A 14,833-nucleotide genomic window follows, 5' to 3' on the forward strand; every position below is an offset into this window, starting at 1 on the left:
CTGGCGTGCCCGGCCCAGGAGACGGCGACCGTGCGGGCGTCGACGCGGGGCAGCGGGGCGGGTTCGAAGGGGAGCCGGGGGATGTCGGCGAGGCCGAGCATCTGGCGGTCCCGGTCGCCGAACCCCGGGGCCCACCGGCCGGCGCCGATGGGACGACGCGCACGTACCGTCCAGGGAAGGACCAGGCCACGGGAGAGGTCCTGTCGGTGCCGCGAGATCGAGGCCGAGGTGCATGAGGTGGTCGAAGGCGACGGCGTCGGCGAGGGCACTCATGGGATACATGCCCAGCTCGGCGCCGGCAGCGGGGTGTCCGCTGCCGGCGGCTCCTGGAGCGCGGCGAGGACGGGCAGCGCCGCCGACGCCTGTTTCTCGTAGTAGGCGAGTGCCTCCTCCTGGCTCCAGTGACAGTGACGGCGCTCCGCGACGGCCAGGTCGTTCAGTTGCTCGGCCTTGCCGGAGGGGTTGTCCGGCAGGACCAGGCCCGGGTCGGCGATCGTCTGGAAGAAGTGACCCAAGTGGGTGACGACATCCTGAACGCTCCATCCCTTGCAGGCACTGGTGCCACCCACTCCTGCGGTGTGAGCCGGCTCAGCACCGCCAGGGCGTCCTCAACGAGTGCGCGGCCGCCTCTACGCCTGTGTATGACATGACGCTCTCCTCACATCCCGAGCCGCTCGCGTATCTCCGCTGCCGCGCCGCTGATCGCCTGGTCGATGCCGAACTGCATTTCGCCGGCCAGCAAAACGGAGCCCACCATGTCGTCGGTGACACCGCGAGGGCCCGTCTGGGCTGCCACCGTCCTGCGGTGGGTGAACTCATCGAAGCCGGCCTTGCCGCCGTACGCCCCGCTCCCGGAGTTGCCGACCCCGCCGAAGGGAGCGTCGATCAGGTAGTGCAGGAGACCGTCGTTGCGGGTGACACCGCCGGAGGTTGTGTTGTCGAGGAAGCGATTGAAGCCGTCGGCGTGCTCGCCGTACCAGTAGGCGGCCAGGGGCGCCGGGTGGTCGGCGATGTGGCCGAGGGGCTCGGCGATGTCGTCGTAGGGGTGGATCGACAGCACCGGTCCGAAGACCTCCTCGCTCATGATCCGCGCATCGGCCGGAACGTCGAGCAGCAGTGTCGGTGGGATGAGCAGGGCGTCGCGGGACGGTTCCTCGGCCACGGCCGTGATCTTCCGGGCGCCCTTCGCCGCCGCGTCCTCGATCAGCCCCAGAACCCGGTCGAAGTTGCGCTCGTTGGCCATGGAAACAGCCGCCGGGTTGTCCACGTAGGTCGGGAAGAGGCCGGCCAGCTCGGCCTGGAGCGAAGCGGTGAACTCCTCGAGGTGCTGCCGAGGTACGAAGACGTAGTCCGGGCAGAGACAGACCTGGCCGCCGTTGAGCATCCGGGTGCTCGCGATGCGGTGCGCGGCCATGTCGAGGTCGGCGTCGGGGGCGACGACGACGGGGTTCTTGCCCCCCAGTTCCAGGGTGACGGGCACGAGGTTCGCCCCGGCGGCCGCGGCCACCAGTCGGCCCACGGCTGGCGAGCCGGTGAATATGATCTTGTCGAGAGGCAGGTCGGAGAACTCCTGGGCCGTCCTGATGTCGCCGCACACGACGGCGACCTCGTCCTCGCCGAGGTATTTGGCCACAGCCCGAGCGAAGACCTCGCCGGTGCGCACATGGACGTCCGTGAACTTCATGATCACGCGGTTCCCCGCGGCCAGGGCGTCCAGCGCCGGGTGGACCGCCAGGGTGATGGGGAAGTTCCAGGCGGTGACGACACCCACGGCACCGAGAGGCTTGTGCTGGATGAAGGCGGGGACGGGGCCGTCGAGCGGGAGCGGCTTCATCCACTCTTCCAGCCCCTGACGCAGCGTCCGTGCCTCCTCGAGGAGTCCGAGGATCTCAGTGGCCTTCGTCAGAGTGCCGGGGCGCCGACCGTAGTCCTCGGCGAGCGCCGCAGCGATGTCGTCGGCGGCGTCGAGCACGGCGAGGATCAGCCGGTCGATCCGATGGCGTCTGACTTCGGCGGTCGGGTCACCCTCAGCGCGGAAGGCCGCCCGCTGTACGGCGACGAGCCGGTCCAGCTCCTGACGGCTTACGTGCTGGGGCGTAGGGGTTGTTGTTCGGACGACCGTGCTCATGCTCGAACTCCTTCGTTCGCTTCCGGTTTGATTCCCGGCCGGGAATCAACGCAGGGTGGTGTGCTCGTCCAGCAGCGCACGGACGTGCCCGTACGACAGCTGAGTGACCTCGGACGCGGGGAAATGGGTGCGCGTGTCAGGTCGGAACGCCCGAGGCGCGCTTGATCAGCGCGTCGAACGTCCGGTCGGAGAGGATCTTGCTGAGGAAGACCAGGGGCTTGGCGCCGAAGCCGGCCCGGTAGCGGGTCTTCGGGCGGCGGGCGGTGGCGGCCTTGGTGACGGTCCTGGCGATGACCCGAGGGGGCGAGGTCATGCGGGCGCCGGGCTGGGAGCTGTTCTCCAGGGACTTCGCCATCGCTTCGGCCTGCTTTGCGTAGGGGCCGTGGCCTGAGGTTCGGCGGAGCTTGTCAGCGGCGATGGTTCCCCAGTCGGTCTGGATGGAGCCGGGCTCGACGACGCTCACGTGGATACCGAACGGCTGGGTTTCCATACGCAGGGCGTCGCTGAGGGCCTCGACGGCGTACTTGCTGGCGTGGTACCAGGCGCCCAGGGGGGTGGTGAACTTGCCGCCCATCGAGCCGATGTTGACGATGGTGCCGCGGCGTCGGGCGCGCATGTGCGGCACGACGAGCTGGGTGAGGCGGGCGAGGCCGAAGACGTTGACCTCGATCTGGGCGCGGGCCTCGTCCAGGGGGACGTCTTCGAGGGCGCCGTAGGAGCCGTATCCGGCGTTGTTGACCAGGACGTCGATGTGGCCTTCGGCGTCGATGATGTGCTTGACCGCCGCCGTGAGTGAGGCATCGTCCGTGACGTCCAGGGGCAGCACGTGGACGCCGCAGTCGGCCAGGGCGGCCATGCGGTCTATTCGGCGGGCAGCGCCGTAGACGGAGTAGCCGGCCTCCTGCAGCTGGCGGGCGACGGCTTCGCCGATGCCGGACGAAGCACCGGTGACCAGGGCAACTTTGCGGGACATGATCGAACCTTGTTGAGCGTAGGGCACGGCGGTGAGCGGGGCTCACCACAGCCGCGCTGCGGGGCACAGACCGCAATTACAGACCATCGGTCTCTTGCAATTCCAACGTAAGAGACCGCAGGTCTGATGTCAAGAGACCGGTGGTGCGTAAAATGGCGGCATGACCTTCAAGCGCGCACGCAGCCAGGAGCAGCGAGAGATCCGGCGCCAGGCAATCCTGGATACCGCGGCCGCGATGCTGGACGAGATGCCGGTCTCGGCCGTGAGCCTTAATGAACTGAGCCGCCGCGTCGGCCTGGCCAAGTCCAATGTGCTGCGGTACTTCGAGTCCCGCGAGGCGGTCCTGCTCGACCTCCTGGACCTCGCGGCCCGCACATGGCTCGCCGAAGTCACCGATCACATGCCCGCCCGCATCGATGCCGGAGCCGGCCCGCGCGAGCGCTCCGAGAGACTCGCCGACGCCTTGGCCGCTTCCCTCGCAGATCACCGGGTGCTGTGCGACTTGCTCAGCGCCCAAGCCGCAGTGCTGGAGCACAACGTCTCCACCGAGGTTGCCCTGCGCTACAAGCACGCCGCCCTCGACAGCCTCACCGGCTTCTCCGATCTGATCCGCCGTCTACTCCCCGAGCTCGACCAGGACGCCGCCGCGCTTGCCGCGAACACCGCCATCGTGCTCATCGGCGCCCTGTGGACTCACGCCCACCCCGCCCCCGCCGTTCAGGCCGCCTACGACGCCGACCCCGCCCTGGGCGTCCTGCGTCTGGACTTCACCGAGGCCCTCGGACGGTCACTCGCCATCCTCCTCACCGGCCTGCTCGCACGCGCCGGGCACTGACCCAACGGCGGTCCCCTGCGGGCATCGCGCGGCATCGGTTCATCCACCGAAGCAGCGCGATTTCGGCCGTGCCCAACGCCCAGAGCGCCGATCGAGCCGAACGCCTCATGTAGCGATGTTCCTCAAGCCCGGGGCCAGCCGCTCAGGCTTGGGTGGGCTCTAGCCCGAATCGGTGGGGGTGGGCTGCTCTGACGTACTTCAATGCGGTCGTGTCGGAGATTCCAAAGACCCGCATCAAGTGCACGGGGTCGGCAGTTTCGTGTGCATGTCACCGCTTGAGATCGAAACGGCGCGCAACGCCCTGCTGGTGCTGGTAACCGGCCTGCTGCGGTCGGCCCAGCCGCCCCTCGGCACGACCAGTGGGCTCTCCCCCCGCCCTGCCGGCGGTTTCGAGCACGCGTGACGCGCGTGCGGTCGACTCTGGTCGGCGGATCGGGCCGCGAATCGGTCACCGTCCGTCAGGAAGGGCACATGACGCCGACTCCTCGCCCCGGGAACACAGCTCAGGTGCGGTGTCGGACGTCGAAGTGCGCGGAGTGCGCCGTCAGCTTGCCGAGCAATTCGATGAGGGTTCGCTGCTCGTCCTCACTGAGGGCGCCCGCCCACTCCTGTTCACGGGCATTGTGCGCCTGGAAAGCCGTCGTGATCGCATGCCGACCGGCTTCGGTGAGGCCGAGCTGGAGCGCGCGCCCGTCGTAGGAGGCACGCTCCTTGCTCACCAGGCCGTCCCGTTCCAGCGTGTTCACCAGCGCCGACACCGCGGCCCGGCTCATGCCGGACAGTTCCGCGACCTTCTTCGCCTCGACCGGGCCGGACAGCCAGATGGCGAACAGCACTCGGAAGCCGGGCCACGACCAGCCGCGAGGTCGGTGCACGGCGGATTCGAGGTCGTACACGAGCATGTTGGCCGCGCGGTGGAGGGTGAGCACGAGCCGCATGGCAAGCGGGTCGATGCCGGGGAGTTCCCGAGAGGCCCGGTCGACGGCGTGGTCGATGAACGACCAGAAGTGCAGGTGGTCGGCATCCAGCGGTTCCGGTTCCTGGGTCACAGTCGGAGTCTAGGTGGGGCCGCGTCAAGGACCTCACCCAGGAGGCAGGCGCCCGTCGGCGCGGCTGCCGGGTTTCCGAACGATTAAAAACCTTCGCCCGAGGGCTTCCCCCGCGATACCGAGAGGCGTACGGTCCCCAATTAATCAAAGCGTTGATTACATGCTCTGAGCAGTAGTCGTCCCGTTTTGTTCCCTGAGCCTGTCAGGGGACAGGTCTCTTCCTAGCCGTTCGTCCCCATGCGCGGCCGGGCAGCCCTGGCCGTTCCTTCCCCATCGACGGGGGACGGTGCGGTGGGCAATCGATCCCAAGGAACCTCTTATGCCCGAAGCACTCGCTCCCCCCAGCCCCGGCGCGTTGCGTGCCTGCATGTCCCGATTCGCCACCGGCGTCACGGTGGTGTCGTACGCGACCGACAACGGTCCGCGGGGCGCAACCATGAACTCCTTCACGTCCGTGTCCACCGAACCGCCGCTCGTCCTGGTCAGCGTCGCCCGCCGGGCCCGCTGCCACGACCAGCTGGCCGACGGGCCCTTCTGCGTGAACATCCTCGGCGCCGAGCAGGAGCAGCTGGCCCGTCTGTTCGCCGGGGCCCAGACCACCGCGGAGCCCCGCTGGGCGCAGGGCGCGAGGGTCCCCCGGCTGGTCGATCCGCTCGCCTGGGTGGAGTGCGAGCCCTGGCGCTCATACGACGGCGGCGACCACACCCTGGTCCTCGGCCGCGTCACCGACCTCGGTCACCGCGACGGCGACGCCCTGACCTACGCCTGGAGCCGTTTCGGAGCCACGACCGAGTCCACCGACGGCATCGAGCACCTCTTCTGAAGCCGTTCCGCCCGTCCCGTCCCCCTCTTCAAGCCCCACTTCCCAGGAGAACGACCATGGCCGCACGCACCGGCAAGGAATTCCTCGAGCGCCTCTCCCAGTCCCGCCCCACCGTGCACATCCAGGGGGAGACGCTCACCGGAGGAATCCAGGAACACCCCGCCTTCCGCAACGTGGTGCAGACCTACGCCGAGCTGTACGACCTCCAGCACAGCGACGAACACAAGGATGTCCTCACATACGTCTCCCCTACCTCCGGTGAGCCGGTCGGCACGTCCTTCCTCACTCCGCGCACCTCGGACGACCTCGTCAAGCGGCGCAAGGCGTTCAAGGTGTGGGCCGACCACAGCAACGGCATGCTCGGCCGCACCGGCGACTACATGAACAGCTCCTTGATGGCGCTCGCCTCGGCCGCCGACTGGTTCGCCCAGGCCAACCCCGCCTTCGGCGAGAACATCCGCCGCTACTACGAGAAGGCCCGCGAGGAGGACCTGCTGTGCACGCACACACTGATCCCGCCGCAGGTCAACCGTGCCGTGGCCGGTACCCAGCAGGCGGGCGGCAAGCTCGCGGCACGCATCGTGAAAGAAGACGACAACGGCGTGGTGATCCGCGGGGCGCGCATGCTCGCCACCATCGCCCCCTTCGCCGACGAGATGCTCGTCTTCCCGTCGACGGTGCTTCGTGGCACACCGGAGGACAAGCCGTACTCGTATGCCTTCGCCATCCCCAACGACACTTCCGGCCTGCGCTACATCGCCCGCGAACCGCTCGACTACGACCGCCCTCGCCACGACCACCCGCTCGCGTCGCGCTTTGAGGAGTCGGACTGTGTCGTCGTCTTCGACGACGTGCACGTGCCCTTCGAGCGCTGCTTCGCCCTGGGCGACGCCGAACTCTGCAACGGCTTCTACTCCCAGACGTCCTCCGTGGTGCACATGACCCACCAGGTCGTCACCCGCACGACCGCCAAGACCGAGTACGTCCTCGGCCTGGTGACGTTGCTGACCGAGGCCATCGGCATCGAGCAGTTCCAGCACGTCCAGGAGGACATCGCCGAGATCATCACCACGCTGGAGACGCTGCGCGCCTTCCTGCGTGCGGCGGAGGCGGACGCCGAGGTCAACGAGTACGGGGTGCTGACCCCGGCCTGGGCCCCGCTCAACGCCGCCCGTAACCTCTACCCCAAGCTCTACCAGCGCTTCCCGCAGATCCTGCGCAAGCTCGGCGCCTCCGGCCTGATGGCCACCCCGACCGAGCTCGACATCACCGGCCCGGCGGCCGCCGACATTGAGGCGTACCTCCAGTCGGCCACCCTCACCGGCCCCGAGCGCGTGAAGCTGTTCCGTCTGGTCTGGGACACCTGTATCTCCGCCTTCTCCAGCCGCCAGGCGCTGTACGAGTACTACTTCTTCGGCGACCCCGTCCGGATGGCCGGCGCGTACGTGAAGTCGTACGACCGCGAGCCGCACAAGGCGAAGGTCCAGGCGTTCCTGGAGCGCTCCTGATGACGCACCCGCTGGGGAACCCCCCGTCCAAGATCATCGCTGTTCATCTCAACTACCCCAGCCGGGCGAAGGAGCGCGGCCGCATCCCAACCCAGCCCTCCTATTTCCTCAAGCCCCCCTCGTCGCTGGCCGGCACCAAGGAGGCCATCGTCCGCCCGCAGGGCTGTGAACTTCTCGGGTTCGAGGGTGAGATCGCCCTGGTCATCGGCAGCCGGGCCCAGCGGGTGCGGCCCGAGGACGGCTGGTCCCATGTGCGGTGGGTGACCGCCGCGAACGACGCCGGGGTCTACGACCTGCGGTATGCCGACCGCGGCTCCAACCTCCGTTCCAAGGGTGCGGACGGCTTCACCCCGATGGGTCCGCGCCTGCTGGACGCCCGTCGGCTCGACCCGGCAGCGCTCCAGGTGCGTACCTGGGTCAACGGCGAGCTCGTGCAGGACGACACTACCGACACGCTCCTCTTCCCCTTCGGACAGCTCGTCGCCGACCTGTCGAGACTGGTCACGCTGGAGCCCGGGGACGTGATTCTTACGGGCACTCCGGCCGGCGCGTCCGTCGTCTCTCCCGGCGACACGGTGGAGGTCGAGGTCACCGGCAGCGGGCAGTCCAGCGGGCGGCTGCGCAATCCCATCGCCGCCGGGCCCGCCCTGGAGACGTACGGAGCGATGCCGAGGACGGACACGGCCGAACGCGAGGCCGCCTACGGACCCGCGTTCGCCCCCGAGCCACTCCTCGGCAAACGCATCGAGGAAGGACTGCGTTCGGTCGCGGTCGCGACGCTTAGCGCGCAGTTGCGGGCGCGTGGGCTGCCGCACATGTCCATCGACGGGGTACGTCCCACCCAGCCGGACATGAAGATGGTCGGCGTAGCCCACACGCTGCGTTACCTGCCGCTGCGCGAGGACCTGTTCAAGCGGTACGGAAACGGCATGAACGCCCAGAAGCGGGCCATCGAGCAGTTGCGACCGGGCCATGTGCTGGTCATGGACGCCCGCCGGGACACCTCCGCCGGCACCCTTGGCGACATCCTCGCGCTCCGTGCCCAGCAGCGCGGCGCGGCCGGGGTGGTCACCGACGGAGGCTTGCGCGACAGCACCGCCGTCACCGAACTGGCACTGCCCGTCTACCACGGCGGAGCGCACCCCTCCGTCCTCGGCCGCCGCCATGTGCCATGGGACACGGGGGTGCCGATCGCCTGCGGTGGAGCCCTCGTGCAACCCGGTGACCTGCTGGTCGCAGACGCGGACGGCGTGGTCGTCGTACCGCCCGAACTGGCCGAGGACCTGATCAGCGACTGCCGGGAGCAGGAACAGCGGGAGCGCTTCATCACCGAGCAGGTGCGGGCCGGGCACGACATCGACGGCCTCTACCCCCTCGGTCCCGACTGGCACGAGCTGTACGAGCGGTGGCGCAAGCAGCAGAGCACCCAAGGAGAACCCAGATGAAGTTCCGCAGTGACCCGTCCGCCATCCGCGGATCCATCGCCCCCACCGTCACTCCCTTCACCGCGGACGGCGCGGTCGACCACGACAGCCTGCGCTCGCTGATCCGCTTCCAGCTGGAGTCCGGTTCGCACGGCATCTCGCTGGGCGGTTCCACCGGCGAGCCCAGCGCGCAGAGCGTCACCGAGCGGATAGCCGGCATGCGGACCGCGGTCGAGGAGATCGGCGACCGTGTCCCGTTCCTGCCCGGGACCGGATCCCACAAGCTCGACGAGACCATCGAACTCACCGCCGCCGCAGCGGAGTTGGGCGCCGACGCCGCGCTCGTCATCACGCCCTACTATGCGCGCCCCACGCAGGAGGCGCTGTACCAGTGGTACGCGACCGTCGCACGAGAGTTCCCGGACCTGCCGATCGTCGCCTACAACGTGCCCTCGCGCACCGCTGTCGACATCGCGCCCGAGACAGTGAAGCGGCTGTTCACCGACTTCGAGAACTTCGTCGGCGTGAAGGAGACGACGAAGGACTTCGAGCACTTCTCGCGTGTCCTGCACGCCTGCGGGCGCTCGCTGCTGGTGTGGTCCGGAATCGAGCTGCTCTGCCTGCCGCTGCTCGCGCTCGGCGGCGCGGGGTTCGTTTCAGCCGTCGCCAATCTGGCGCCGGGCGCGGTGGCGCGGATGTACGAGCTGTGGGAGGCGGGTGATTTCGACGCAGCCCGCGATCTGCACTACCGCCTCCACCCGCTGGTCGACCTCTTGTTCGTCGAGACGAACCCGGCGCCGGCGAAGTGGGTGCTGCACCAGCAGGGACGTATCGCGTCATCCCATGTCCGCCCGCCGCTCACGTCCCCCACCGACGTGGGCCTGGCGAAGATCCGCACACTGCTCCGCGAGGGCGGAGACCTCACCCAGCAGATCGGAGCCGCGCAGTGAGCGCCACCCCTGAGCACCTTCCCTCCGTGATCCCGCACTGGATCGGCGGCGACCTCGTCCACGCCGCGGACGGACGCACCTTCGACGTCGCCGACCCGGTCTCCAACAGCGCCTACACACAGGCCGCACGCGGCTCCGCGGCCGACGTGGACCGGGCGGTCACGGCTGCCCGGGCCGCGTTCCCGGAGTGGGCCGGGTCGTCCAACCGGGCGCGCGCGGGTGTCCTGTACCGGATCGCCGACGCCGTCGAGGCCCGTCATGACCGGCTCGCGGCCTTCGAGTCGTACGACTCCGGGCTGCCGATCACGCAGGCCCGCGGCCAGGCGCGGCGCGCCGCCGAGAACTTCCGCTACTTCGCGGATGTCATCGTGGCCCTGGGCGAGGAGGCGTTCCGGCAGGGCGACGACCAGTTCAGCTATGTGGTGCGCACACCTGTGGGGGTCGCCGGGCTGATCACGCCTTGGAACACCCCGTTCATGCTCGAGAGCTGGAAGCTCGCCCCGGCTCTGGCCGCCGGCTGCACGCTGGTGCTGAAGCCGGCCGAGTGGACCCCGCTGTCGGCGAGCCTGTGGCCGGAGATCTTCGAGGAGGCGGGGGTCCCGGCCGGCGTGGTGAACATCGTGCACGGCATCGGCGAGGAGGCCGGCCAGGCCCTCGTCGACCACCCGGACGTGCCGCTGATCTCCTTCACCGGCTCAACCGACACCGGCCGCCACATCGTCCGTTCCTCCGCCCAGCACCTGAAGACGGTGTCGATGGAGCTGGGCGGCAAGTCCCCGGTCGTCGTCTTCGCGGACGCCGACCTCGAAGCCGCCCTCGACTCCGTCGTCTTCGGTGTCTTCTCCCTCAACGGCGAGCGCTGCACGGCGGGTTCACGCGTGCTCGTCGAGCGTCCGCTGTACGAGGAGTTCACGCGCCGCCTGGCCGAGCGGGCCGCCAGCGTACGCGTCGGGCCTCCTTCCGATCCGGCCACCGAGGTCGGCGCACTGGTGCACCCCGAGCACTACGAGCGTGTCCTGAACTACGTGGAGATCGGCAGGAAGGAAGGCCGTCTCGTCGCCGGAGGCAGCCGCCCCGACCACCTCGCCGACGGCAACTACCTCCAGCCCACCGTCTTCGCCGACGTCGAACGCCATGCCCGTATCTTCCAGGAGGAGATCTTCGGCCCTGTCGTGGCCGTGGCACCCTTCGACGACGAGACCGAGGGCGTGGAACTCGCGAACGCCACTCAGTTCGGCCTGGCCGCCTACGTCTGGACCTCGGACATCAAGCGCGGCCACCGCATCGCGCACGCGGTCGAGTCCGGGATGGTCTGGATCAACTCCCACAACGTACGAGACCTGCGCACCCCGTTCGGCGGGGTCAAGGCCTCCGGCGTCGGCCGCGAGGGCGGCGCCCATTCCATCGACTTCTACACCGAATCGAAGATCGTCCACGTCGCCCTCACCGAGGTGCACACTCCACGCTTCGGAGCCACATCATGACCACCTCGACCGCCCCCGACGTCATCCGGTCCGCCTACGCCCAGCTCGCCGTCACCGATCTCGGCGCCGCCCGCTGGTTCTGGGTCGACATGCTCGGCTTCTACGTCCAGTACGAGGACACCGAGTCGCTGTACCTGCGCGGCACGGACGAACTCACCCACCACTCGCTGGTGCTGCGCAAGGGTGAGATCGCGGCCCTCGACCACATCTCGTACCGGGTCCGCACCCCGGAGGACGTCGACAAGGCGGAGAAGTTCTTCACCGAACTCGGCCGCCCGGTCAAACGGTTGAAGAAGGGGGAGGGCACACACGGTGTTGGCGACGCGGTCCGCGTCATCGACCCGCTCGGCTTCCCCGTCGAGTTCTTCCACGAGATCGAGCGCGCCGAGCGCCTCATCCAGCGTTACGACATCCGTCACGGTGCCGAGATCGCCCGCCTGGACCACTTCAACATCTGTACCCCCGACATCCCGGCCGCCTACGCGCACTACAAGTCCCTCGGGTTCGGCTGCTCGGAGACCATCGAGGGCGACGAACACGAGTTGTACGCGGCCTGGATGTACCGCAAGCAGACCGTCCACGACGTCGCCTTCACGGGTGGCGCCGGACCGCGCCTGCACCACCTCGGGGTGGCCACCCACGAGTCCCACCAGGTCCTGCGCGCGGCGGACATCTTCGGCGCGCTGCGCAAGGAGCACCATATCGAGCGCGGCCCCGGCCGGCACGGCGTCTCCAACGCCTTCTACCTGTACCTGAGGGACCCCGACGGCCACCGCGTGGAGATCTACACCTCGGACTACTACACCGGTGACCCGGACCACGAGACGTACCGCTGGAACGTGCGCGACGACCGCCGCCGCGACTTCTGGGGCAACGCCGTCATCGAGTCCTGGTACAAGGAGGCCGCCCCGGTCCTCGACCTCGACGGGCACCCGCAGCCCGTGACTGACACCGTCCTCGACGAGTCCGCCGTCCAGGTCGGCGCGGACGGCCTCGGCTGACGCCACGGGCGAGGGAGAGGCCCGGAGGTACTTCGGACCCCCATCCGAGACCCCTCCCTCGCTCCTGAACACAAGCGGGATCTCCCCATACACCCCATTCATCGCCCTTTGTGAAAACCGGATGCGGCAGTTAGTATCCGGCGGCACGCCTGCCTGTCGGCTTGCCGAAGGGCCCGCAGAGGAGACCCATGCCCACGATGACGACTCCGTCGGACGAGACCTCCGCAGGACGTTTCGAGTTCTGGCGGGACATGGTCGGCCGGAGTTTCGTGCCGCTGGAAGCGCTGCCGCGCGAGGTTCCCGACTTCCACGCCTCCCTGCACACGGCCCAGCTCGGCGCGGTGCAGGTGTCTGTGGTGGCCGCGGATCCGCACAGCATCGCCCACACCCGTAGGCACATCGCCTCCGACCCGGCCGATTTCGTCAAGGTGAGTCTTCAGCTGGCCGGGCAGTGCCTGCTTACCCAGGCGGATCGTCAGGCACTGCTCAAGCCGGGCGAGCTGGCCATCTACGACACCCGGTATCCGTACACACTCGACTTCGACCAGCGATACCGCACACTCGTACTGATGTTCCCGCGGGTCATGCTCCGGCTGCCCGAACGCGACCTGAGCCGCATGATCGCGACCACCGTGTCGTGCAGCGACGGACTCGGGCCCGTGGTGCATCCGTTCCTCCGGGGACTGGCCGGGCAGGTACGGCAACTGGACGCCCTCGACGCGCACCGGCTCGCGGACAGCGTGGTCGACCTGGTCGGCGCCATGCTCGCGGAGCGGTGCGGTAATCACGTGGCGCAGCAGGACGACGGGCGGGAATTGCTGGCCCAGCGGATCCTCACGTACATGGAACAGCGGCTCTCCGACCCGGGCCTCGGCCCCGACCGGATCGCGGCCGCCCACCACATCTCGCGGCGCTTCCTCTACAAGCTGCTGGCCGAGCGGGGGTACACGGTCTCGGGCTGGCTTCGGGAACGTCGACTCGCCGAGTGCCTGCGCGACCTCGCCGACCCCACGCTCGCCCATATGTCCGTCGCCAAAGTCGGAGGCCGCTGGGGCTTTCCCGACCCTGCCCACTTCAGCCACGCCTTCAAGACCGCGTACGGCATGAGCCCGTCGGAGGCGCGCGACGCCGGACGGACGGCGCTGGGCGCATAGGGGACCTCTCAGCCCGGATACGCACAGCGGGCTTCTCTGCCCGGACACGCGGCTTCGCCGCCTGTCACCGTGGTACGCCCGAGCACGGCGGCTCTGCCGATCGTGCCCGCCACAGCAAGGGCCGGTGCACCATCGTGCAAGCCGGAGTGGGCCACCGAGGTGCACCCTCCGGTCGTGAGAGAGAGCCGCACACTACTCACGGGCCCGCTTCGCGGGCGGCAGTGAGCGGCTTCCGCAGGAACATCCACAGACACGGAACGGGCTGACGTCCCGGCCTCCCCCCAGGGCCGGAAGGCATCACCGCGCTGATCGACAGCCCGGTGCTGTCTCTTCTCCCCACGGCACCCTCCCTTCCTGTCTCTTCGGCTCCCCGCTCATCCGACGAATGAGGCATTCATGCTGAGAAAGCGATCCGCCGCGCCCACTCCGAACGGCGGCGCCGGCCCCGACGCCCGCCGCTACGAGAACAAGCTGCTCGTCATCCTGTTCCTGGGCTTCGGCCTCGTCTTCTTCGACCGGCAGGCACTTTTCTTCCTCGTCCCCTTCATCAGCAAGGACATCCCCCTCTCGAACACCGCCCTGGGCACGCTCTCCGGAGTCCTCGCCCTGACCTGGGCCCTGTCGGGAATGGTCTCCGGACGCCTGTCCGACCGGCTCGGCCGACGCAAGCCCGTGATCATCATCGCGGTGGTGCTCTTCTCCTGTCTCTCGGCGTCGAGCGGACTGGTCACCGGATTCGCCGCGCTGCTGGCAGCCAGGGCACTGATGGGTCTCGCGGAAGGTGCCGTCCTGCCGGCTTCGCAGTCCCTGATGGTCGAGGCGTCCCAGGAGCACCGGCGCGGTCTGAACATGGGTCTGCTGCAGGGATCCTCGGCCGGGCTGCTGGGCGGCATCCTCTGCCCACTCGCGGTGGTGTGGATCGCCACGCAGTACAACTGGAGACTCGCCTTCGTCATCACCATCGTCCCGGGGCTGCTGCTCGCCCTGTGGATCTGGCGGTCGGTGCGTGAGGAGCCGCCGGGCGGCCGTGCGATGACTGAGCCCGCGGTGGAGAGCGGGAATGTCGCGGCCAAGCCGACCATCGGCAGCATCCTCCGGCAGCGCAACATCATCCTCTGCGTACTGATTGCCTGCGCGTACATGACCTGGTTCTTCGTCATCATCACGTTCGCGCCCGTCTACATGATCTCGGTCAAGGGATTCTCACCCACGACGATGAGCGGCGTCGTGACCTGTCTCGGGGTGGCATGGGTCCTGTGGGGCTTCGTCACACCGGGGATCTCGGACCGGTTCGGCCGCAAGAGCACACTGATCGTCTTCACACTGATGGCCGCGCTCTGCCCCCTCGCCGTGGTGTACGTGAACAGCCCTGTGATGCTCGGCGCGGTCGTCGTGCTCACGTATACGGGTCGCGAGGATCATGAACAGCGCCCAGACCACGAACAGCACCGGGCCGATCGACCAGCCGAAGTCGGTGATGAACGACAGCTTCGTGGAGGCCGGG

At 68.7% G+C, this 14,833-nt stretch carries 13 protein-coding genes and 1 pseudogene; 10 read left to right on the forward strand and 4 right to left on the reverse strand.

Translation table 11 applies throughout. From position 1 onward, the window contains the following. Window positions 1–269: 269 nt before the first annotated feature. From ABZZ74_RS49555 to ABZZ74_RS49565, 3 genes are all read right to left on the reverse strand, one after another. Window positions 270–569: a hypothetical protein gene (locus ABZZ74_RS49555; RefSeq protein WP_356950717.1), complete on the reverse strand. Its 300-nt coding sequence runs from the start codon at window positions 567–569 to the stop codon at window positions 270–272. An 89-nt stretch (window positions 570–658) separates the two neighbouring features. Then, window positions 659–2,128, reverse strand: coding sequence for an aldehyde dehydrogenase family protein (locus tag ABZZ74_RS49560; protein WP_356950718.1), 1,470 nt, complete (start codon window positions 2,126–2,128; stop codon window positions 659–661). 136 nt (window positions 2,129–2,264) lie between these two features. Next, window positions 2,265–3,101, reverse strand: a complete 837-nt coding sequence (locus ABZZ74_RS49565) for an oxidoreductase (protein ID WP_356950719.1) — start codon at window positions 3,099–3,101, stop codon at window positions 2,265–2,267. Between the two features lie 160 nt (window positions 3,102–3,261). Here ABZZ74_RS49565 and ABZZ74_RS49570 point away from each other — a divergent pair, with 160 nt between their 5' ends. Next, entirely contained in the window at window positions 3,262–3,936 is a 675-nt protein-coding gene (locus tag ABZZ74_RS49570) for a TetR family transcriptional regulator (protein ID WP_356950720.1), read from the forward strand. Window positions 3,937–4,201: 265 nt separating this feature from the next. Beyond that, window positions 4,202–4,339 (forward strand): hypothetical protein, encoded by a 138-nt coding sequence (locus ABZZ74_RS49575; protein ID WP_356950721.1) that lies wholly within the window; start codon window positions 4,202–4,204, stop codon window positions 4,337–4,339. Between the two features lie 100 nt (window positions 4,340–4,439). Here the strand turns inward: ABZZ74_RS49575 and ABZZ74_RS49580 are convergent, their stop codons facing one another. Further along, window positions 4,440–4,985 (reverse strand): MarR family transcriptional regulator, encoded by a 546-nt coding sequence (locus ABZZ74_RS49580; RefSeq protein ID WP_356950722.1) that lies wholly within the window; start codon window positions 4,983–4,985, stop codon window positions 4,440–4,442. 367 nt (window positions 4,986–5,352) lie between these two features. Here ABZZ74_RS49580 and ABZZ74_RS49585 point away from each other — a divergent pair, with 367 nt between their 5' ends. The 8 genes and pseudogenes from ABZZ74_RS49585 to ABZZ74_RS49620 all read left to right on the forward strand — a co-directional run. Continuing rightward, window positions 5,353–5,808 (forward strand): flavin reductase family protein, encoded by a 456-nt coding sequence (locus tag ABZZ74_RS49585; protein ID WP_356950723.1) that lies wholly within the window; start codon window positions 5,353–5,355, stop codon window positions 5,806–5,808. Window positions 5,809–5,864: 56 nt separating this feature from the next. After that, window positions 5,865–7,316 (forward strand): 4-hydroxyphenylacetate 3-monooxygenase, oxygenase component, encoded by a 1,452-nt coding sequence (gene hpaB, locus ABZZ74_RS49590; RefSeq protein ID WP_356950724.1) that lies wholly within the window; start codon window positions 5,865–5,867, stop codon window positions 7,314–7,316. Continuing rightward, window positions 7,316–8,761, forward strand: coding sequence for a fumarylacetoacetate hydrolase family protein (locus ABZZ74_RS49595; RefSeq protein ID WP_356950725.1), 1,446 nt, complete (start codon window positions 7,316–7,318; stop codon window positions 8,759–8,761). Before hpaB ends, ABZZ74_RS49595 begins: the two co-directional genes overlap by 1 nt. Beyond that, a complete protein-coding gene (gene dapA / locus ABZZ74_RS49600; protein WP_356950726.1) occupies window positions 8,758–9,690 on the forward strand; it encodes a 4-hydroxy-tetrahydrodipicolinate synthase in 933 nt (310 codons plus the stop codon). Before ABZZ74_RS49595 ends, dapA begins: the two co-directional genes overlap by 4 nt. Beyond that, entirely contained in the window at window positions 9,687–11,174 is a 1,488-nt protein-coding gene (gene hpaE, locus ABZZ74_RS49605; RefSeq protein ID WP_356950727.1) for a 5-carboxymethyl-2-hydroxymuconate semialdehyde dehydrogenase, read from the forward strand. Before dapA ends, hpaE begins: the two co-directional genes overlap by 4 nt. Then, a complete protein-coding gene (gene hpaD, locus ABZZ74_RS49610) occupies window positions 11,171–12,175 on the forward strand; it encodes a 3,4-dihydroxyphenylacetate 2,3-dioxygenase (protein WP_356950728.1) in 1,005 nt (334 codons plus the stop codon). The genes hpaE and hpaD overlap by 4 nt, the downstream gene beginning before the upstream one ends. Window positions 12,176–12,363: 188 nt before the next feature. Continuing rightward, window positions 12,364–13,329 (forward strand): helix-turn-helix domain-containing protein, encoded by a 966-nt coding sequence (locus ABZZ74_RS49615; protein ID WP_356950729.1) that lies wholly within the window; start codon window positions 12,364–12,366, stop codon window positions 13,327–13,329. 396 nt (window positions 13,330–13,725) lie between these two features. Then, window positions 13,726–14,679, forward strand: a pseudogene (locus tag ABZZ74_RS49620) (MFS transporter); the annotation flags it as partial. Between the last annotated feature and the right edge of the window lie 154 nt (window positions 14,680–14,833).

The sequence above is a fragment of the Streptomyces sp. NPDC006476 genome (assembly GCF_040612015.1).
GTDB classification, from domain to species: domain Bacteria; phylum Actinomycetota; class Actinomycetes; order Streptomycetales; family Streptomycetaceae; genus Streptomyces; species Streptomyces griseorubiginosus_B.